This window comes from Bacteroides caccae, from assembly GCF_002222615.2.
Classification (GTDB): Bacteria; Bacteroidota; Bacteroidia; order Bacteroidales; family Bacteroidaceae; genus Bacteroides; species Bacteroides caccae.
Genome location: NZ_CP022412.2, coordinates 2,448,279 through 2,467,222, shown reverse-complemented (window position 1 = coordinate 2,467,222; position 18,944 = coordinate 2,448,279). Strand labels below are relative to the sequence as shown.

The window sequence follows — 18,944 nt, the reverse complement described above, 5'->3', positions numbered from 1 at the left end:
ATCCGGCATACAATAAAAAAAGGAGAAAGCCAATGCTTTCTCCTTTTATCGTAGTTTAACCTCAATCTATTTTATGATTATGTATCCAAAGATACGACATCCAAAAGCTAAAGTCAAGCATTAGCCCTTTTATTTCTTGAAAAACTTATCAAAGAACAGAATCTGATAGTCAATGGAGTTATTCCAATACTTCCCGTTATGTCCGCCGGGACGAGTGATAAAGTCATGGTTAATCTTCCGGGCCAACAGACGGTTATGCAAATCCTTGTTCACATTCAGAAAGAAATCCGCTTCACCACAGTCGATAATGATAGCCAAATCCCCGTTTTCTATCTTGTCAATCTGATTGATAACCGTATGTTCATCCCATACCTTTTTATTGTATGCAAATTCGCCCAACTGTTTCGACATATCCCAGTTCAACGGGAACGGACGGATATCTACCCCGCCACTGGTACTTCCACCGGCACCAAACGTATCTTTATGACGGATAGCGTTCCACATAGCCCCATGTCCTCCCATGCTCAATCCTGTTATGGCACGTCCTTTCCTGTCAGCAATCGTCTTATAATGTCCGTCAATATACTTCACCAGTTCCGATGAAACAAAAGTTTCGTAACGGTAAGACGGATCTTTCGGACTGTCCCAGTACCAGCTATTCTTTCCGTCCGGACAAACAAAGATGATTCCTTTTTCATCCGCAATCTGCGGAAGATCTGGTTTCACCCCGATCCATGTTTTAGCATTTCCACCATAACCGTGCAACAGATAAATGACGGGACAAGCCACCGCTTTCTTGCCCAACGCAGCGTCCGGCGTAACGACCACCACCTGTACATCCTTATTCATGGAAGGGCTATTAACTAATAAAGTATCTACTTTGGCAGCAAAAGAGGGGGCCACCAATATCAATAATAAAGCAGCTAACAGAAGATTTCTCTTTTTCATTATACGTATATAGTTAGATTAAATTATTCTTCCTCCTTTTCCTCTGAAGAAGGGAACTTGGCAACAGGCACCTCAAAAGTCCGTTGGCACTGTCCGCAGGTATATTCCCAATGATTATCTCCCGGAGGGGCTGCCGCCAACATGGAAAGTATTGCCGCACCGACAGCACGCAGCCTCTGTCCTTTTTTTAACCTGAACTTAATATCCGACGACCCGCAATAAGGGCAAAGCGTCAATTCTTCCGGCCAACTCTGGTTATCTCTCAACACCTGAACGGCTTTCTCATAATCATCATCCGCCACCAGAATGTCCACTCCCGCTATGCTGCTCACACAACTCTTATATAAGGTAGAGAAGTTTTCATTGTGCAGAATAGATTCAATCCCTTCGTTCTCCAACGCTCCCTGAAGGATATGTGCCTTCATCGCGTCATTGCAAGTAATCAGTTTTACAGTCTTCATAAGGAATCTGTTTTTATATTTCCCACAAATATAGAACATATTCTTTTTTTATTCACTGAATATATCATTCTTTAATACTTTTTTCGTACTTTCGCAGCACTAAACTGCAACCGCATGAAAAGATTGTTGACACTTCTACTGTTTTTCAATACTATGCTCCTTCTGTTGCAAGCACAACCTATGCATCAGATAAAGGGAACGGTGATTGACAAGAATAGTCGTCAGCCATTGGAATTTATCAATGTGATGATTATTGGGCTGAATAAGGGCAGTGTCACCAATGCTGAAGGGCGTTTCACCATTGAACAAGTGCCGCCGGGCATTTACCGCCTGCAAGCATCGGCAATCGGATACAAGAGCGTTACGACCTCCGAATACATCTTATCTACCAAAAACCTGAACATCCCGATAGAAATGGAGGAGAACCTGACCGAACTCGAAGGAGTGACAATCACCGCCTCCCCTTTCCGGCGCGATGTGGAAAGTCCCGTCAGCCTGCGCATTATCGGAATACAGGAAATAGAAAAGAGTCCGGGAGCCAACCGGGATATTTCACGCATCGTGCAATCTTACCCCGGAGTCGCCTTTTCACCAATAGGATACCGCAACGACCTGATTGTGCGAGGCGGGGCGCCTTCCGAAAACCGCTTCTATCTTGACGGAGTGGAAATCCCCAACATCAACCACTTCAGTACGCAAGGCGCATCCGGCGGTCCGGTAGGAATCCTCAACGCCGACCTGATACGGGAAGTAAATTTCTATACCGGCGCTTTCCCAGCGGATAAGGGAAATGCACTTAGTTCCGTACTCGACTTCAAGTTGCGCGACGGAGATATGGAACGCAATTCATTGAAGGCTACACTGGGAGCTTCCGAAGTTTCTTTGGCTTCCAACGGACATATAGGCAAGAAGACTTCCTACTTGGTTTCCGTGCGCCAGTCTTATCTGCAATTCCTGTTTGATATGCTCGATTTGCCTTTCCTGCCAACCTTTACCGATGCACAATTCAAACTGAAAACCCGGTTTAACGAGCAGAATGAACTGACGGTATTAGGACTGGGCGGAATTGATAATATGCGGCTGAATACGAAAGCTGACAGTGAAGACAATGAATATATCCTGAGTTATCTGCCTAAGATAAAACAGGAGACATTTACTGTGGGGGCAGTCTATCGTCATTATGCAGGTGCACACGTGCAATCGGCAGTAGTCAGCCATAGCTATCTGAACAACCGTAATACGAAATATCGCCGGAACGATGAAAGCCATCCGGATAACTTAATGCTCCGCCTCCGTTCCACCGAACAGGAAACGAAACTCCGTCTCGAGAACAGCACTACTTTCCGTAATTGGAAAATCAATCTCGGCGTCAATCTGGATTACAGCCAATATACCAACACTACCTTTCAACGGGTGTACACTAACCAGCCGCAAACTTTTGATTATCACACGTATTTAGGTATCTTGCGCTGGGGACTTTTCGGAACGATCAATTACACTTCAATGGACGACCGCTTCACTGCCTCTCTAGGTCTGCGGGCCGACGCCAGTGATTATTCATCGACAATGAAGAACCTTTCCGACCAGCTTTCTCCCCGCCTGTCACTCTCCTATCAACTAGCCGATCATTGGTTTGCAAGCGGAAATGCGGGACTGTATTATCAACTCCCTGCCTACACGGCTCTCGGTTTTAAGAATAATAACGGGACTTTCGCTAATAAATACAACCTCCGTTACATGAAAGTGAGTGAAGGAAGTCTGGGAATCAGTTGGCGAAAGGGAGATACCTTCGAAGCATCCGTAGAAGGATTCTACAAAGATTATGATAAGATCCCTCTTTCCGTAGCGGACGGGATTCCTCTTAACTGCAAAGGAAATGATTATGGAGTAGTCGGTAATGAGTTACTTACTTCCACTGCACAAGGGCGCTCCTACGGTGCGGAGATTTTGGTGAAGTGGCTTATTGCCAAGAAACTGAATCTGGCTTCTTCCTTTACCTTGTTCAAGAGTGAATATCGCAACGATAAAGAAAGCGAATACATCGCCTCCGCGTGGGACAACCGCTATATATTCAATCTGCGGGGAACGTATAATCTTCCGCATCAATGGAGTTTCGGTATGAAGGTAAGCTGCATCGGCGGTGCTCCGTACACTCCTTATGACGAAACCAAGTCGTCTTTGGTATCAGCATGGGATGCACAGGGAAAAGCATATTACGATTACTCGAAATATAACAAAGAGCGTCTCCCCGCTTTTGCGCAGGTGGATGTACGCGTGGACAAAACGTTTTATCTGAAACATTGTATGCTGGGATTTTATCTCGATTTGCAGAACATCACAGTCAGCAAGCTGAAACAGCAGGATGTGCTTATGAGTACCGGCATCATCGAGAACCCGGAAGCTCCCGCCGCTGCGCAACGATACAGGATGAAGCGCATTAAACAATCAAGCGGAACATTACTTCCGACACTGGGAATCACATTTGAATATTAACCATAGTTTGAAACATTAATTGAAACGAGAATGAAAAGACAAATTGCTATGATTGCCCTGTTGTTTTTGGGTATGGGAATGACAGCTTCGGCACAATTCGGAAAGAAGTTTAATGTAGGGAAAGCCCTGCAAGCTGGAAAAGACGTAGTATCGGCAGTTACTTTATCAGACGCGGACATCGCCAACATGAGTAAGGAATACATGGTCTGGATGGATGCACACAATCCACTGACAAAACCTGACACTGAATACGGCAAACGTCTGGAGAAGCTGACCGGCCACATCAAAGAAATGGACGGGCTGAAACTGAACTTCGGCGTTTATGAAGTTGTAGACGTGAATGCTTTTGCCTGTGGAGACGGCAGTGTACGTATCTGCGCCGGACTAATGGATGTGATGACTGACGAAGAAGTAATGGCAGTAGTAGGACATGAAATCGGTCACGTTGTACACACTGACTCTAAAGACGCGATGAAAAATGCCTATCTTCGCTCGGCAGTGAAGAATGCAGCAGGTGCAGCCAGCAACAAAGTTGCCAAACTGACTGACTCTGAACTGGGAGCAATGGCAGAAGCTCTTGCCGGCGCACAGTATTCACAAAAGCAAGAAAACGAAGCAGACGAATACGGTGTTGAGTTCTGTGTAAAAAACAACATCGACCCTTATGCCATGGCCAATGCATTGACCAAACTGGCTGAACTGGCAAAAGACGCTCCGAAATCTTCTTATGTACAGAGAATGTTCTCCTCTCACCCGGATACCGCCAAACGCATCGAACGCGCCAAAGCCAAAGCAGACAGCTATAAAAAATAAGGAGTATCTCTCGCTTTATCTTATATAAGAAAGGGAATACAGAGGCGGCTTCGCCTCTGTATTCCCTTTCTCACTTCCAATATCCAAAAAGACAACACGATTATTAAATTTTCATTAATATATTACATAGATTTGCATAGTGTCGTGATTTCATGTAATTTCGAGGCTATAACCATTTTAATCCATTTATGGAATTTCTTATTATACTTTTCTTACTCGTACTGAATGGCATTTTTGCCATGTACGAAATCGCGCTGGTATCTTCCAGCAAAGCACGTCTTGAAACTCTTGTAGCCAAAGGTAACAAATCTGCCCGAGGAGTATTAAAGCAATTAGAAGAACCGGAAAAGTTTTTATCTACTATCCAAATCGGTATTACACTTATCGGTATTGTGTCCGGTGCTTATGGTGGAGTTGCCATTGCCGACGACCTTGTTCCTCTGTTCTCTCTTATTCCGGGAGCGGAAGCCTATGCGCGCAATCTGGCTATGATTACTACCGTGGCAGTGATCACTTATCTTTCTCTTATCATCGGGGAACTGGTACCTAAGTCCATAGCTCTCAGCAATCCGGAAAGATATGCAATCTTATTCAGCCCGATAATGATTCTGCTGACAAAAATCTCTTATCCTTTCGTATGGTTACTCAGTATCTCCACCCGCCTGCTGAATAAACTGATCGGACTGAAAAGCGAAGAACGCCCCATGACACAGGAGGAAATCAAAATGATTCTGCACCAAAGTTCGGAACAAGGGGTGATCGACAAGGAAGAGACGGAAATGATACGCGATGTATTCCGCTTCTCGGACAAACGTGCCAATGAATTGATGACGCACCGCAGAGATGTTGTGATACTTCATCCTGACGACACGCGGGAGAAGGTGATGAAGACTATCGAAGAAGAACATTACAGCAAGTATCTGTTGGTGGACGAACGGAAAGATGAGATAATCGGTGTGGTGTCCGTCAAAGATATTATCCTGACAATGGGCAATCAGAAGGAGTTCAACCTGCGTGAAATAGCCCGTCCGCCTCTCTTTATTCCGGAAAGTTTGTATGCAAATAAAGTTTTAGAGCTATTTAAGAAGAACAAAAACAAGTTCGGAGTTGTTGTTAACGAGTATGGTAGCACAGAAGGTATTATCACACTGCACGACCTGACCGAAAGTATCTTTGGAGACATCCTCGAAGAGGACGAAACGGAAGAAGAAGAAATCGTCACAAGGCAGGACGGTTCGATGTTGGTGGAAGCTTCAATGAACATCGACGACTTCATGGAGGAAATGGGAATCTTATCCTATGAAGACCTGGAATCGGAAGACTTCACCACGCTAGGCGGACTGGCAATGTTCTTGATAGGCCGTATCCCGAAAGCCGGAGACATCTTCACTTACAAGAATCTGCAATTCGAAGTAGTGGACATGGACCGCGGACGAGTAGACAAACTGCTGGTCATCAAACGGGACGAGGAGGAATAGATTTATGATAAAAACGAGCGATAGCTCACTATATTTATATTAACTTAAAGCACTTAACGATGAAAAAAGTAATTATGTTAGCAGCCGTCGTAGCTGCTTTGGCATCTTGCCAATCAAAAGCCAACAAAACCGCAGAGGCAGAAGCAGACAGTCTGGCCATTGCCATGACTCCGATTACCGAACTGACAGAAGTTTACGAAGGTACTCTTCCTGCTGCCGACGGTCCGGGTATTGACTATGTACTGACCCTGAACGCTGCAACCGACGGCGTAGATACTACGTATACACTGGATATGACTTACCTTGATGCTGAAGGTCAGGGCCAAAACAAGACGTTTACCTCAAACGGAAAACAGCAAACCGTACACAAGGTAGTGAACAAAAAACCTGTTACGGCTGTGAAGTTAACTCCGAAAAACGGTGAAGCTCCCATGTATTTTGTAATTGTGAACGACACCACCCTTCGTCTGGTAAACGATAGCTTACAGGAAGCTGTCAGCGATCTGAACTATGACATCATCAAGGTGAAACAATAATAAAAGAACCTAACCCTAACCAGTAAAAATGCTCTGCGAGAACTGAACGTTCTTTGCAGAGCATTTCTTTTCCTTGTAATATTAACGTGAACTCTAAGACTTATGCAAGCCTTAGAATTCACGTTATCATACAAATAAGAGTAAGCATAAAGATCCGCTCCCGCAAAAGCCAGTTCTTCTGTTGGTTGCAAATTCAGATCCGTGCCGTCGACTGCGGTTAATGTCATTGACTGTCCGAGGTTATGATAGAAGTAATCATGCATTTTATCCCCTCCCCGTTCTTTCCGGCTGCGGAAGACATCGGCATAATATCCTGTATCGGGGCCTGTTGTTACAATACTCATCATACGAGTCTAATCCGCCCGACTTTCCGGTTCACGGAAATAAACATAGCCAGACGGGATAACAACCACGTCGGTTGAACGTCCGTCAACCGGGTATATGCTTCCGTCCGCTCCTTCAGTTTATTGAATACATCTTCCGCCCACGCTTCGGTTTTAATCAGATTCCATGTTTCCCGCTTTCCCTCCGGCGTAGTCAGCACACGCGGATGTTCTTGCGGCATATTCTCCGGCAACGGGATTTCCTGTCCCGACGCAACATTCAGAAAGCATAAAAAATAGAGTCCCAGTAAAAATTGTCTCATACTTTAAATATCTTTTTTAGGTTTACTACCTATTAAATACGAAGATAGAGATTTATTTACCTAACCACATCGGAAAAGTCCACTTTTTATTTGCCTCAATCCACGCTTTTATTCCAAACAAAGACTTATATTTGCAAAAAACCGACTAACAATTCTAATACTTATGAAAATTCTATCTATCCATGATTTGGCTACAATCAGGAAGAAAGCGGAACACAACTTATTATTGCGCGAAGAAAGCAATGAGAAAGTTTCCGAAAAATGCTACGGACTATCCTCCGGTGCACAGCATCTTCAGATACTTATCTGCGGAGGTACAGGTTGTAAAGCATCTTCCAGTCAAGGTATTACGGACAATCTTCTGAAAGCTATCGAAAAGAACGGAATAACCGGTAAAGTGGAAGTCATCACCGTAGGTTGTTTCGGCTTTTGCGAGAAAGGTCCTATCGTGAAAATCATTCCCGACAATACTTTTTACACCCAAGTCACTCCCGAAGATGCGGAAGAAATCATCAACGAGCATATCATCGGAGGACGGAGAATCAAAAGACTGCTCTATGTAGACCCTAAAACGGAACATACCGTCAGCGACTCCAAACACATGGACTTCTACCGGAAGCAACTCCGTATCGCCTTGCGCAACTGCGGTTTTATCGATCCCGAAAATATCGAAGAATACATCGCCCGCAAAGGTTATTTCGCATTAGCCGATTGTCTTCTCAACAAACAACCACTAGATGTAATCGACATCATCAAACGTTCCGGACTCCGCGGACGAGGCGGAGGAGGTTTCCCGACAGGACTGAAATGGGAGTTTGCCCACAAACAGAAATCGGACATTAAATACGTTGTCTGTAATGCCGATGAAGGAGACCCCGGCGCATTCATGGACCGTTCTATTATGGAAGGAGACCCGCACTCTATCGTAGAAGCGATGTGCGTCTGCGGTTACTCTATCAGTTCTTCCAAAGGCTTAGTTTACATCCGCGCCGAATACCCGTTGGCTATCAACCGGCTGAGAATAGCTATCAACCAGGCACGCCAGTACGGTTTGTTGGGAGATCATATTTTAGGAACAGAATTCAGCTTCGATATAGAAATACGTTATGGGGCAGGCGCATTTGTCTGCGGTGAAGAAACCGCCCTGATTCACTCTATGGAAGGGAAACGAGGCGAACCGACTTTAAAACCGCCCTTCCCCGCCGAATCCGGTTATCTGGGTAAACCCACCAACGTAAATAATGTAGAAACGCTTGCCAACATTCCCATTATTCTGACCAAAGGTGCCGAGTGGTTTGCCGCAATCGGAACAGAACGTTCCAAAGGAACCAAAGTGTTCGCCCTCGCAGGAAAGATTAACAATGTCGGCCTGATCGAAGTACCTATGGGAACTACACTCCGAGAAGTTATCTATGAAATCGGCGGAGGTATCAAAGGGGGAAAGAAATTCAAAGCTGTACAGACGGGAGGTCCATCGGGTGGCTGCCTGACGGAAAAACATCTGGATACCCCGATTGATTTCGATAACCTGCTGGCCGCCGGTTCCATGATGGGTTCCGGAGGAATGATTGTCATGGACGAAGACGACTGCATGGTGTCCGTCTCCCGCTTCTATCTGGACTTCACTGTAGAAGAATCCTGCGGTAAATGTACTCCCTGCCGTATCGGCAACAAACGATTACTGGAACTGCTAAACAAAATAACAGAAGGACGAGGTACGGAAAAAGACCTGGATACCCTTGCCACACTGGGACAGGTGATAAAAGATACTGCCCTCTGCGGGTTAGGACAAACCTCCCCCAACCCGGTTTTGTCGACACTGGACAACTTCTATGATGAATATCTGGAACACGTCAGAGACAAGACCTGCCGTGCCAAACAATGCAAATCTCTGCTGACCTACACGATCAATCCGGAACATTGCATCGGCTGCCACTTATGTGCCAAGAACTGTCCGGCGGATGCAATCAGTGGTTTAGTACGCAAACCGCACGTCATCAACCCGGACAAATGTATCAAGTGTGGTATGTGCATGGCACGCTGCAAATTCAAAGCTATTCTAGTTTGCTAAAATCTATTGCTATGGAAGATAAACAAATAACCCTCCAGATAGACGGCCATTTTATCACCGTCCCCGAAGGAAGTACCATTCTTGAAGCCGCTACTAAAATCGGTATCAACATACCTACGCTGTGTCACATCGACCTGAAAGGAACCTGTATAAAAAATAATCCCGCTTCCTGCCGCATCTGTGTGGTCGAAGTCATAGGCCGCCGTAATCTGGCTCCCGCTTGTGCCACCCGCTGCACGGAAGGCATGGTAGTGAAAACCAGCACACTGCGTGTGATGAACGCCCGCAAAGTGGTAGCCGAGCTTATTCTCTCCGACCATCCCAACGATTGTCTCACTTGTCCCAAATGCGGCAACTGCGAGCTTCAGACACTGGCGTTACGCTTCAACATCCGTGAAATGCCTTTCAATGGCGGTGAACTTTCTCCTCGCAAACGGGAAATCACCGCTTCTATTGTCCGCAATATGGATAAATGTATTTTCTGCCGTCGTTGCGAAAGTGTCTGTAACGACGTACAGACGGTCGGTGCACTCAGCGCTATTCGCCGCGGATTTAACACGACAATAGCCCCCGCTTTCGACAGAATGATGACGGAAAGCGAATGTACCTATTGCGGACAATGTGTCGCCGTCTGCCCGGTAGGCGCATTGACCGAACGCGATTATACCAACCGCCTTCTCGACGATCTGGCCAATCCGGACAAAGTGGTGATTGTACAAACGGCTCCCGCCGTGCGTGCTGCTCTGGGAGAAGAATTCGGTTTCCCTCCCGGCACAGTGGTCACCGGGAAAATGGTCTATGCCCTGCGCGAATTGGGATTTGACTATGTGTTCGATACTGATTTCGCTGCCGACCTCACCATTATGGAAGAAGGCTCCGAAATTCTGAACCGACTGACGTGCTATCTCAACGGAGACAAATCCGTCCGGCTACCCATTCTGACTTCCTGTTGTCCGGCATGGGTAAACTTCTTCGAACATCACTTTCCAGATTTGTTGGACATCCCATCTACGGCCCGTTCCCCGCAGCAGATGTTCGGTTCTATCGCCAAATCATACTGGGCAAAGAAAATGGGAATCCCCAAAGAAAAGCTGGTAGTGGTTTCTATCATGCCCTGCCTGGCAAAGAAATATGAATGTGCCCGCGACGAGTTTAAGGTAAATGGAATCCCCGATGTGGACTACTCTATCTCCACCCGCGAGCTCGCCCGACTTATCAAACGGGCTAATATAGGTTTCCCGCTGGTGTTGGATAGCCCGTTCGACAACCCCATGGGAGAATCCACTGGTGCCGGCGTTATCTTCGGCACTACGGGCGGTGTTATGGAAGCTGCCCTCCGCTCCGTTTACGAAATATATACCGGAGAATCTCTGAAAAACGTAAATTTCGAGCAAGTACGCGGATTGAGTGGAGTACGTCGTGCTACTATCAATCTCAACGGATTTGAACTTAAAATAGGCATCGCACACGGACTAGGCAACGCCCGTCATCTACTGGAGGACATACGAAACGGGCATAATGAATATCATGTAATCGAAATTATGGCTTGCCCCGGAGGTTGCATCGGAGGCGGCGGACAGCCATTACATCACGGCAATTCGGAAGTATTGTATGCACGCGCCAACGCACTCTACCGCGAAGACGCCAACAAGCCACTGCGTAAATCGCACGAGAACCCATACATCAAGACCTTGTATGAAGAGTATCTCGGCAAACCGCTGGGTGAGAAATCAGAAACATTATTGCATACCCATTATTTCAACAAATCGATTGATTAACTGTAAACGAAAAGTATTATGTCAGATATAAAACTAGCCTGTGACGTAGCTGAACAAATCAAAACGATTTGCGACAAGCACGGAAATAATCCGGGCGAACTAATCAACATTCTGCATGAAGCACAACATCTCCAAGGTTACCTGCCGGAAGAAATACAACGTATCATCGCTTCCAAACTAGGAATCCCCGTATCGAAAGTGTATGGAGTAGTGACATTCTACACTTTCTTTACCATGACTCCCAAAGGAAAGCATCCTATCTCCGTCTGCATGGGGACAGCCTGCTATGTACGCGGTTCCGAAAAGTTGCTGGAAGAATTCAAACGAGTGCTGGGTATCGAAGTCGGTGAAACAACTCCGGACGGAAAATTCTCATTGGACTGCCTGCGCTGTGTGGGTGCCTGCGGACTGGCGCCGGTAGTGATGATCGGTGAAAAAGTGTATGGACGCCTACAACCTGTGGACGTGAAGAAGATTATTGAAGACTTGGAATAACAGCCCGGAAACGATACTAAAAAACGGCTACTTTGTTTAACCAAAGTAGTCGTTTCTACAAAAAACTAAACATTTTTACAAACAATGTGCGGAGAGAACGAGATTCGAACTCGTGATACCCTTTAGGAGTATACACGCTTTCCAGGCGTGCCTCTTCAACCACTCGAGCACCTCTCCTTCTTTCGGAGCGCAAAAGTAGAGGACGTTTTTGAAACTAACAAATATTTAGAGCGAATAATGTTCCAAAATTATTTGTTAAAGAACACTGATTTCCACAAAACGTCCATTTCAAGGACACATGTATAAACCAAAAACATCCAATTTTACATTTCTAAATGTAAAACCGGATGTTTTTGGTTACTTACAAATATTTTGCGGAGAGAAAGGCTCTCGAACCTACGCTTTCAGAAAATATCATAAAATTGCAAATCACTGATAATCATACACTATCCACGATGCAGAGTAAATCTAAATCTTTCTAAATGCCTTTTGCCATTTCAATTTTTGGGTGTATATTTGGGTGTAGAAATTTAAACGCACCCATTTATGAATATCAAACGTAACATCATTTTCGCATTGGAGAGCCGGAAGAAGAACGGTGTGCCAATCGTGGAGAACGTGCCTATCCGTATGCGTGTCATATACGCAAGCCAACGCATCGAGTTTACAACAGGCTACCGGATTGACGTAGCCAAATGGGATGCCGACAAACAACGGGTAAAGAACGGATGCACCAACAAGCTGAAACAAAGCGCATCCGAAATCAATGCGGACTTGCTGAAATACTATGCAGAAATGCAAAACGTGTTCAAAGAGTTTGAGGTACAAGAAACCATGCCCACCACCCAACAGCTAAAGGATGCGTTCAATTTGCGGATGAAAGACAACAGTGAAGAACAGCAGGAAGAAGCACAGATTAGTTTTTGGGAGGTGTTCGATGAGTTTGTAAAAGAGTGTGGCAACCAGAATAATTGGACGGCATCCACATACGAGAAATTTGCAGCGGTGAGAAATCACCTCAAAGAGTTCAAGGAAGATGTAACCTTTGAATACTTCAACGATTTCGGGCTGAACGAGTATGTCAATTTCTTGCGTGACAAAAAGGACATGAGAAACAGCACCATTGGTAAACAGATGGGATTCCTCAAATGGTTCCTGCGATGGAGTTTCAAAAAAGGACATCATCAGAACATTGCATACGACACATTCAAGCCCAAATTGAAAACAACCCCTAAAAAGGTAATATTCCTGACATGGGATGAACTGAACAAACTGAAAGATTATCAGATACCGCATGACAAACAGTATTTGGAACGTGTCAGGGATGTCTTTCTGTTCTGTTGCTTTACGAGCTTACGATATTCGGATGTCCGTAATCTTAAAAGAAGTGATATTAAGCCCGACCACATTGAAGTCACCACAGTCAAGACTGCGGACAGCCTGATAATCGAACTGAACGACCACAGCAAAGCCATTCTTGAAAAATACAAGGATGTTCATTTCGAGAACCACATGGCATTACCTGTCATCAGCAATCAGAAGATGAACGATTATCTGAAAGAACTGGGTGAACTGGCGGAAATCAACGAACCTGTACGGGAAACCTACTACAAGGGAAATGAGCGCATAGATGAAGTCACACCCAAATACGCATTGTTAAGTACCCATGCCGGAAGAAAGACTTTCATCTGTAATGCGTTGGCACTCGGAATTCCGGCACCGGTGGTTATGAAATGGACGGGACACAGCGACTATAAAGCCATGAAACCCTATATTGACATAGCGGATGACATCAGGGCAAATGCCATGAACAAGTTTAATCAACTATAAAAGTATCAATTAGTTTCATGGATTACCACCATTGAATTATATTTGTATTCTGAAAATATCACAAGATGAGCAACAACGGACATAACATAGAAAAGACGAACTTTGACGCATTTATAAATGCTGTCGGTTCGGAAATACAACAGGCGCAAGTCCGGCTGATTACCGCAGCCAATGCGCAAATGTTGTTCCATTACTGGAAAATGGGCAACTATATCCTCTATTATCAAAACTTATATGGATGGGGAAGTAAAATCATCAAGCAACTAGCAAAGGCTATCCGGTTCAATTATCCCGAAAAGAAAGGCTATTCGGAACGCAACCTTACCTATATGTGTCAGTTTGCAAAGGCATATCCTTTAAGGACATTACAGAATTTCATTGAAACAGACGCAAAGCTGATAGCCCCAAGCGTGGAGAAAATTGCAGACGAAGTACGCTACTTAAACGATGTGCAATTTACGCAAGAGCCTCTTGCGCAAATTCAATCCATTGATAACAAAGAAATTATAATCACGCAAGAACCTCTTGCACAAATTCATAATGTTGCCAAAACCGTATCTGACATTTACCGTATGGAAATTAAGGATATAGAAAACGTATTTATGGCATCACCTGTTGCAAGAACCAATTGGGCAAGCCATGTGATTATGCTTAACAGTTCGCTTCCATTGGGCGTAAGCTATTGGTACATGAAACAGTCCGTGGAAATGGGTTGGAGCAGCAATGTCCTTAAAATACAAATTGAGACCAACTTATATAGCAGACAAATCAGCAACAACAAGGTTAATAATTTCACAGCCACGCTTCCTGCACCTCAAAGCGACCTTGCCAATTACCTGTTGAAAGACCCGTACATCTTTGATTTGGCTGGAACGAAGGAAAAGGCAGACGAAAGGGACATAGAAGAGCAGCTGGTTAAGCACGTCACCCGTTACTTGCTGGAAATGGGCAATGGCTTTGCTTTCGTTGCCCGACAGAAGCATTTTCAAATTGGTAACAGCGATTTCTATGCCGACCTGATTCTGTATTCCATTCCCCTGCACGCATACATCGTAGTAGAATTAAAGGCTACTCCATTCAAACCAGAGTATGCGGGGCAACTGAACTTCTACATCAATGTGGTGGACGACAAACTGAGGGGAGAGAATGACAACAAGACTATCGGGTTGTTGCTGTGCAAGGGTAAAGACGAAGTTGTAGCGCAATACGCATTGACAGGCTACGACCAGCCGATAGGCATCAGCGATTACCAACTGAGCAAGGCTATACCTGAAAACTTAAAATCGGCTCTGCCAAGCATAGAAGAAGTGGAGGAAGAACTGACTTCCCTTCTTGATAAAGACAAGAATCCATAAACCAAGTGTATATGGCAGGAGAAATACAGATTATGATTCCCCAATACGGCGAACTCAATCGGATATACAGCGACTTTATAGTCAGCCATACTTTCTCTTTTGACAGGCAGAAATTCATCACGGACTTCTATAAGCAATACAATGACACAAAAGCTTTTGAAGCCGCCATCCTTGAACTGGTGCTTGACAAACCGAAAGAACAATATACTCTGATTCTCAACAGCCTGAGAACCGAGATAGAGAAAAACATACTGATTTACGAAAAACATCCATTGTTTGATGATGAGATAATTTCTCGTGTGTGCTACAACTTCGCTGGCAGATATGACGCTGATATAGAAGCACAGCTGAGAGTTACACAAAATTTAAGCAAGCCTTTGAATGAAGCGTATAACAAGTATGATTCCATTGGCTACAGGGAACATACGGCAGCAGAAGAAAAGCAAGCCGAGAAGGAGTATGAACGCTGCAAGGCTGAATATGAGAAGGAAAAAGAAGGACTGGACAGGCTTTATGAATTGGAACGGCTGGCAAGGAAGGAAGCTTTCCAATATATTGAAAACTGTTGCGGAGATATTTATAAACTGAGTTTCCATTTTATGGAAATACTGGCAAAATATATTCCCGTTGCAAAAGACAAGCCGGATGAGCCGAACAAGCAAGAGACACAACAGGATGTATCAAAGGAGCGACCCGAATATTTCAACACAGAATTACTTTCGCTTATTCATAAAGTCTGTGTGGGGGAACAATTTGAAGATATTGCAACGCAGGACTTCTATGCCAATATGAACCTGTCCCCCGGTGAAAAGGGACTAAAAATCAAGGCAAGGGAAAAGATACGGGTGTGCTACCTGATATTCCTGATGAGTGAAAGACTGCCCAAACAGGACAGGGATAAATGGAAAAACGAAATACTGAAACTGCTGGATATTGATGAGAACTACTACAAGTCAAAGTACAAGGAACCTGTTTCCGATTTTCCAAGTGACAGTAACCAGAATTTCGCTAAAGAAATGGACGCAATATTCCGATAATCCGTGATATGCCCTGACATTTTACGAAATTACCACTTTTACCACTCAAATTTATTTTTGAGTGGTATTTTTATTATCTGATATTCAGAGAAATAATAAAATATTCTATTTACGCTAACCACATCCTTACCACTCATGCCCCTATCTAATTTTGCATCGTTCGAGAACAGAGATAACAGCCAGTGCGCAGGGCTGATTGTTTAACGGCTAAATAGATTGAACGATGACAAATCTTCAAGAGTTATTATTAAAACCCGTCTGGCAGATGACAGGCGAAGAGTTCATATTCCTAAGCAAGCACGCTTCCGGTCAAGCGGAAGCGCAACCACGACCCATTACGGACACAGAAAGAAAGTATGTGTACGGAATACTGGGCATTGCCAAACTGTTCGGGTGCAGCCTGCCCACCGCCAACCGCATCAAGAAAAGCGGAAAGATAGACAAAGCCATTACGCAAATAGGGCGCAAGATTATCGTGGATGTGGAGCTTGCACTTGAACTGGCTGGAAAGAAAACCGGAGGACGGAAATAACGGGAGGCATGGCTATGGACTATATGAAAGAGTTTAAGGACATATCGGCAGAAGAAGCCGTAATCCTTTGGCAAGCATCACGTTTGAGCCTGTCGAAAAGTTATGAGAAAGCACCTGAAATCCTCAAAGTGCATGGTTCCGTCATAGGAACATTGGGCAATTTCAGCGCATCCATCGGCAAAGCCAAAAGTAAGAAGACATTCAATGTATCAGCTATCGTAGCCGCCGCATTGAAGAATGGCACAGTGTTGCGGTATATGGCGGAACTCTCCGACGGGAAGCGGAAAGTGCTTTATGTTGATACGGAGCAAAGTCCTTATCATTGTCTGAAAGTCATGAAACGTATTTTACGGATGGCTGGCTTGCCTGATGACAGGGACAATGAGAACCTTGAGTTTCTCGCCTTGAGAAAATACACACCTGAGCAGCGTATAAAGATTGTCGAACAGGCTATCTATAATACGCCCGGCATCGGTCTTGTAATCATAGATGGCATCCGTGACATGGTATATGACATCAACAGTCCCGGCGAATCCACACGCATCATATCCAAACTGATGCAGTGGACGGACGACAGGCAGATACATATCCATACGATACTGCATCAGAACAAAGGGGATGAGAATGCGAGAGGGCATATCGGCACGGAGTTGAACAATAAGGCGGAAACCGTATTGCTGGTGGAAAAGGACAAGGGTAACGGGGATATAAGCAACGTTTCAGCCATGCACATCCGGGCAATGGATTTCGAGCCTTTTGCCTTTCGTATCAATGACAGTGCCTTGCCCGAACTCATAGAGGGTTACAAACCCGAAGCGAAGAAACCGGGAAGACCGGAAGAGGAAAAGTTCGACCCTTACAGGCATATCACCGAGCAGCAGCACCGTATCGCATTGGAAGCCGTTTTCGGGCTAAAAGAGGAATACGGTTACAAGGAACTGGAAGATGCTTTAATCAAAAGCTATACGTCAATAGGGGTAAAACTGAACCATCAAAAGGCGGTACCGCTCATCACCATGCTTCGCAACAAACGGATGATAGTGCAAGAGAACGGCAGAAAATACACATTCATGCCCGACTTCCACTATTAGCCTATTGCTTGTAATCGCTTCACTTTATTCTGTGGGTCTATATATTAAGGATAAAGCGAAGTAATGCAAGGAATGGATAAACCGCTTCACTTTATTGCCGTACTCTATATATACGACAATTTAGTGAAGTGGTTATACAGACCGTACTTCTTAAAATGGTACGGGCGAAAAGAAAAATAAATCAATTCACCAACTACTAAAACAATCATTTTATGGATATACAGACAGCCAAGCAAATCAGGATTGCAGATTATCTGCACAGTTTGGGATATTCTCCCGTCAAGCAACAGGATATCAACCTATGGTATAAATCACCGTTAAGGGAAGAAGCCGAAGCCTCGTTCAAGGTAAATACCGAACGTAACCAATGGTATGATTTTGCACTCGGCAAAGGCGGCGGCATCATCGAACTGGCTTCACACTTATATGCTACCGACCATATACCTTATATATTGGAACGCATAGCGGAACAGACACCACATGTCCGTCCTGTTTCTTTTTCTTTTGGCAAGCAATCATTTTCCGAGCCAAGTTTTCAGCAACTGGAGATTGTACCGCTTTCTTCTCCTGCCCTGCTCTCCTATTTGCAGGAAAGGGGAATAAATACGGAACTGGCAAAAAGAGAATGCAGTGAAGCTCATTTCACCAACAACGGCAAGCGGTATTTCGCCATCGCCTTTCCCAACGTATCGGAAGGATATGAAATCCGCAACCGCTATTTCAAGGGCTGTATTGCCCCCAAGGAAATCTCCCACATCAAACAGCCAGGAAAAGCAAGGGAAACGTGTTATGTGTTCGAGGGATTTATGGACTATCTTTCATTTCTTACTTTGAGATTGGAAAATTGCCCGAAATTTCCCGAACTGGACAGACAAGATTATATGGTATTGAACTCCGTATCGAATGTAAGCAAGGCTCTCTATCCTTTGGGTAGCTACGAGCGCATACATTGTTTCTTTGACAATGACCGTGCAGGGATGGAAGCACTCCGGCAAATCCGTATGGAATACAGCAGGGATTTATACATCCGTGACGCTTCGCAGACCTACAGCGGATGCAAGGATTTGAACGAATACCTACAGAAACAGGCTGAAAGAAACAGGCAAGTCCAGTCCGTCAAAGGGATGCACAGCCAGTCACCGAAAAAGAAGAACGGCTTTTGGTTATAGCCCACTATAACTACACGCTCCGCTTTCGTAGTTGTGGGCTCTCCCGAGGGGATTAGGGCTTTGCCCTAATGACCCACTCAGGGCGTTTCACCCCTGAGAACCCAGAGCAAAGAGTGACCCTCTTTTTGCAATCTCCGCTTATGGGTTACCCCCTAAGAACCCCTTTACGAAAGCGGACAAGGTAATCTATTGTACAATGAAAACAGAATAA

At 44.8% G+C, this 18,944-nt stretch carries 16 protein-coding genes, 1 tRNA gene and 1 pseudogene; 13 read left to right on the top strand and 5 right to left on the bottom strand.

The genetic code is table 11. The annotated features are described in order from the left end of the window. Window positions 1-129: 129 nt before the first annotated feature. Window positions 130-948 carry an alpha/beta hydrolase gene (locus tag CGC64_RS09675; protein WP_005677702.1) on the bottom strand — a complete coding sequence of 273 codons (819 nt, stop codon included), beginning with the start codon at window positions 946-948 and terminating at the stop codon, window positions 130-132. A gap of 23 nt (window positions 949-971) precedes the next feature. After that, window positions 972-1,409, bottom strand: a complete 438-nt coding sequence (locus tag CGC64_RS09670) for a putative signal transducing protein (RefSeq protein ID WP_022042940.1) — start codon at window positions 1,407-1,409, stop codon at window positions 972-974. A gap of 114 nt (window positions 1,410-1,523) precedes the next feature. Here CGC64_RS09670 and CGC64_RS09665 point away from each other — a divergent pair, with 114 nt between their 5' ends. The 4 genes from CGC64_RS09665 to CGC64_RS09650 all read left to right on the top strand — a co-directional run bounded on the left by CGC64_RS09665 (window position 1,524) and on the right by CGC64_RS09650 (window position 6,729). Then, window positions 1,524-3,902, top strand: coding sequence for a TonB-dependent receptor (locus CGC64_RS09665; protein WP_005677699.1), 2,379 nt, complete (start codon window positions 1,524-1,526; stop codon window positions 3,900-3,902). Window positions 3,903-3,932: 30 nt separating this feature from the next. Then, complete coding sequence (locus CGC64_RS09660; RefSeq protein ID WP_005677698.1) at window positions 3,933-4,715, top strand: M48 family metallopeptidase; 783 nt, start codon at window positions 3,933-3,935, stop codon at window positions 4,713-4,715. A 188-nt stretch (window positions 4,716-4,903) separates the two neighbouring features. Further along, a complete protein-coding gene (locus tag CGC64_RS09655) occupies window positions 4,904-6,193 on the top strand; it encodes a hemolysin family protein (RefSeq protein WP_005677697.1) in 1,290 nt (429 codons plus the stop codon). A 59-nt stretch (window positions 6,194-6,252) separates the two neighbouring features. Continuing rightward, a complete protein-coding gene (locus CGC64_RS09650; protein WP_005677696.1) occupies window positions 6,253-6,729 on the top strand; it encodes a copper resistance protein NlpE in 477 nt (158 codons plus the stop codon). Between the two features lie 125 nt (window positions 6,730-6,854). Here the strand turns inward: CGC64_RS09650 and CGC64_RS19125 are convergent. Further along, window positions 6,855-7,118 (bottom strand): annotated as a pseudogene (locus tag CGC64_RS19125) (hypothetical protein); the annotation flags it as partial. Continuing rightward, the gene (locus tag CGC64_RS09640; RefSeq protein WP_005677694.1) at window positions 7,073-7,375 is read right to left on the bottom strand and encodes a hypothetical protein; all 303 of its coding nucleotides are present in this window, start codon (window positions 7,373-7,375) and stop codon (window positions 7,073-7,075) included. The gene CGC64_RS09640 and the pseudogene CGC64_RS19125, both read right to left, overlap by 46 nt. A 163-nt stretch (window positions 7,376-7,538) precedes the next feature. Between CGC64_RS09640 and CGC64_RS09635 the strand changes: the two genes are divergently transcribed. Genes CGC64_RS09635 through nuoE form a run of 3 tightly spaced genes read left to right on the top strand, consistent with a single transcriptional unit; the run spans window position 7,539 to window position 11,719 of the window. After that, complete coding sequence (locus tag CGC64_RS09635) at window positions 7,539-9,446, top strand: NADH-quinone oxidoreductase subunit NuoF (protein ID WP_005677693.1); 1,908 nt, start codon at window positions 7,539-7,541, stop codon at window positions 9,444-9,446. 11 nt (window positions 9,447-9,457) lie between these two features. Then, window positions 9,458-11,224 carry an NADH-dependent [FeFe] hydrogenase, group A6 gene (locus tag CGC64_RS09630; protein WP_005680505.1) on the top strand — a complete coding sequence of 589 codons (1,767 nt, stop codon included), beginning with the start codon at window positions 9,458-9,460 and terminating at the stop codon, window positions 11,222-11,224. 18 nt (window positions 11,225-11,242) lie between these two features. Then, window positions 11,243-11,719 (top strand): NADH-quinone oxidoreductase subunit NuoE, encoded by a 477-nt coding sequence (gene nuoE / locus CGC64_RS09625; RefSeq protein ID WP_005677689.1) that lies wholly within the window; start codon window positions 11,243-11,245, stop codon window positions 11,717-11,719. Window positions 11,720-11,808: 89 nt separating this feature from the next. On the opposite strand, the gene CGC64_RS09620 is transcribed toward nuoE, so the two are convergent. Continuing rightward, window positions 11,809-11,896 (bottom strand) — tRNA-Ser (locus tag CGC64_RS09620). A gap of 369 nt (window positions 11,897-12,265) precedes the next feature. On the opposite strand from CGC64_RS09620, the gene CGC64_RS09615 reads away from it, so the two are divergent. The 6 genes from CGC64_RS09615 (at window position 12,266) to CGC64_RS09590 (ending at window position 18,733) form a co-directional block, all read left to right on the top strand. Next, on the top strand, window positions 12,266-13,549 hold the full coding sequence (locus CGC64_RS09615) for a site-specific integrase (protein ID WP_005677688.1): 1,284 nt from the start codon (window positions 12,266-12,268) through the stop codon (window positions 13,547-13,549). 65 nt (window positions 13,550-13,614) lie between these two features. Next, the gene (locus CGC64_RS09610; RefSeq protein WP_005677687.1) at window positions 13,615-14,904 is read left to right on the top strand and encodes a PDDEXK nuclease domain-containing protein; all 1,290 of its coding nucleotides are present in this window, start codon (window positions 13,615-13,617) and stop codon (window positions 14,902-14,904) included. Between the two features lie 11 nt (window positions 14,905-14,915). Further along, on the top strand, window positions 14,916-15,941 hold the full coding sequence (locus CGC64_RS09605; RefSeq protein ID WP_005677686.1) for a hypothetical protein: 1,026 nt from the start codon (window positions 14,916-14,918) through the stop codon (window positions 15,939-15,941). 223 nt (window positions 15,942-16,164) lie between these two features. Beyond that, on the top strand, window positions 16,165-16,473 hold the full coding sequence (locus tag CGC64_RS09600; RefSeq protein WP_005677685.1) for a DUF3853 family protein: 309 nt from the start codon (window positions 16,165-16,167) through the stop codon (window positions 16,471-16,473). Window positions 16,474-16,487: 14 nt separating this feature from the next. After that, a complete protein-coding gene (locus tag CGC64_RS09595) occupies window positions 16,488-17,564 on the top strand; it encodes an AAA family ATPase (RefSeq protein ID WP_032838023.1) in 1,077 nt (358 codons plus the stop codon). Window positions 17,565-17,776: 212 nt separating this feature from the next. Further along, window positions 17,777-18,733: a toprim domain-containing protein gene (locus CGC64_RS09590; RefSeq protein ID WP_005677683.1), complete on the top strand. Its 957-nt coding sequence runs from the start codon at window positions 17,777-17,779 to the stop codon at window positions 18,731-18,733. The last annotated feature ends 211 nt before the right edge of the window (window positions 18,734-18,944 follow it).

Excerpts from the sequence above, each read along its gene's own strand:
- CGC64_RS09670 (WP_022042940.1), bottom strand. The coding sequence starts at position 1,409 with ATGAAGACTGTAAAACTGATTACTTGCAATGACGCGATGAAGGCACAT.
- CGC64_RS09640 (WP_005677694.1), bottom strand. The coding sequence starts at position 7,375 with ATGAGACAATTTTTACTGGGACTCTATTTTTTATGCTTTCTGAATGTT.
- CGC64_RS09635 (WP_005677693.1), top strand. The coding sequence starts at position 7,539 with ATGAAAATTCTATCTATCCATGATTTGGCTACAATCAGGAAGAAAGCG.
- CGC64_RS09655 (WP_005677697.1), top strand. The coding sequence starts at position 4,904 with ATGGAATTTCTTATTATACTTTTCTTACTCGTACTGAATGGCATTTTT.
- CGC64_RS09675 (WP_005677702.1), bottom strand. The coding sequence starts at position 948 with ATGAAAAAGAGAAATCTTCTGTTAGCTGCTTTATTATTGATATTGGTG.
- CGC64_RS09595 (WP_032838023.1), top strand. The coding sequence starts at position 16,488 with ATGGACTATATGAAAGAGTTTAAGGACATATCGGCAGAAGAAGCCGTA.
- CGC64_RS09630 (WP_005680505.1), top strand. The coding sequence starts at position 9,458 with ATGGAAGATAAACAAATAACCCTCCAGATAGACGGCCATTTTATCACC.
- CGC64_RS09600 (WP_005677685.1), top strand. The coding sequence starts at position 16,165 with ATGACAAATCTTCAAGAGTTATTATTAAAACCCGTCTGGCAGATGACA.
- CGC64_RS09615 (WP_005677688.1), top strand. The coding sequence starts at position 12,266 with ATGAATATCAAACGTAACATCATTTTCGCATTGGAGAGCCGGAAGAAG.
- CGC64_RS09650 (WP_005677696.1), top strand. The coding sequence starts at position 6,253 with ATGAAAAAAGTAATTATGTTAGCAGCCGTCGTAGCTGCTTTGGCATCT.
- CGC64_RS09590 (WP_005677683.1), top strand. The coding sequence starts at position 17,777 with ATGGATATACAGACAGCCAAGCAAATCAGGATTGCAGATTATCTGCAC.
- CGC64_RS09660 (WP_005677698.1), top strand. The coding sequence starts at position 3,933 with ATGAAAAGACAAATTGCTATGATTGCCCTGTTGTTTTTGGGTATGGGA.
- CGC64_RS09610 (WP_005677687.1), top strand. The coding sequence starts at position 13,615 with ATGAGCAACAACGGACATAACATAGAAAAGACGAACTTTGACGCATTT.
- CGC64_RS09605 (WP_005677686.1), top strand. The coding sequence starts at position 14,916 with ATGGCAGGAGAAATACAGATTATGATTCCCCAATACGGCGAACTCAAT.
- CGC64_RS09665 (WP_005677699.1), top strand. The coding sequence starts at position 1,524 with ATGAAAAGATTGTTGACACTTCTACTGTTTTTCAATACTATGCTCCTT.
- nuoE (WP_005677689.1), top strand. The coding sequence starts at position 11,243 with ATGTCAGATATAAAACTAGCCTGTGACGTAGCTGAACAAATCAAAACG.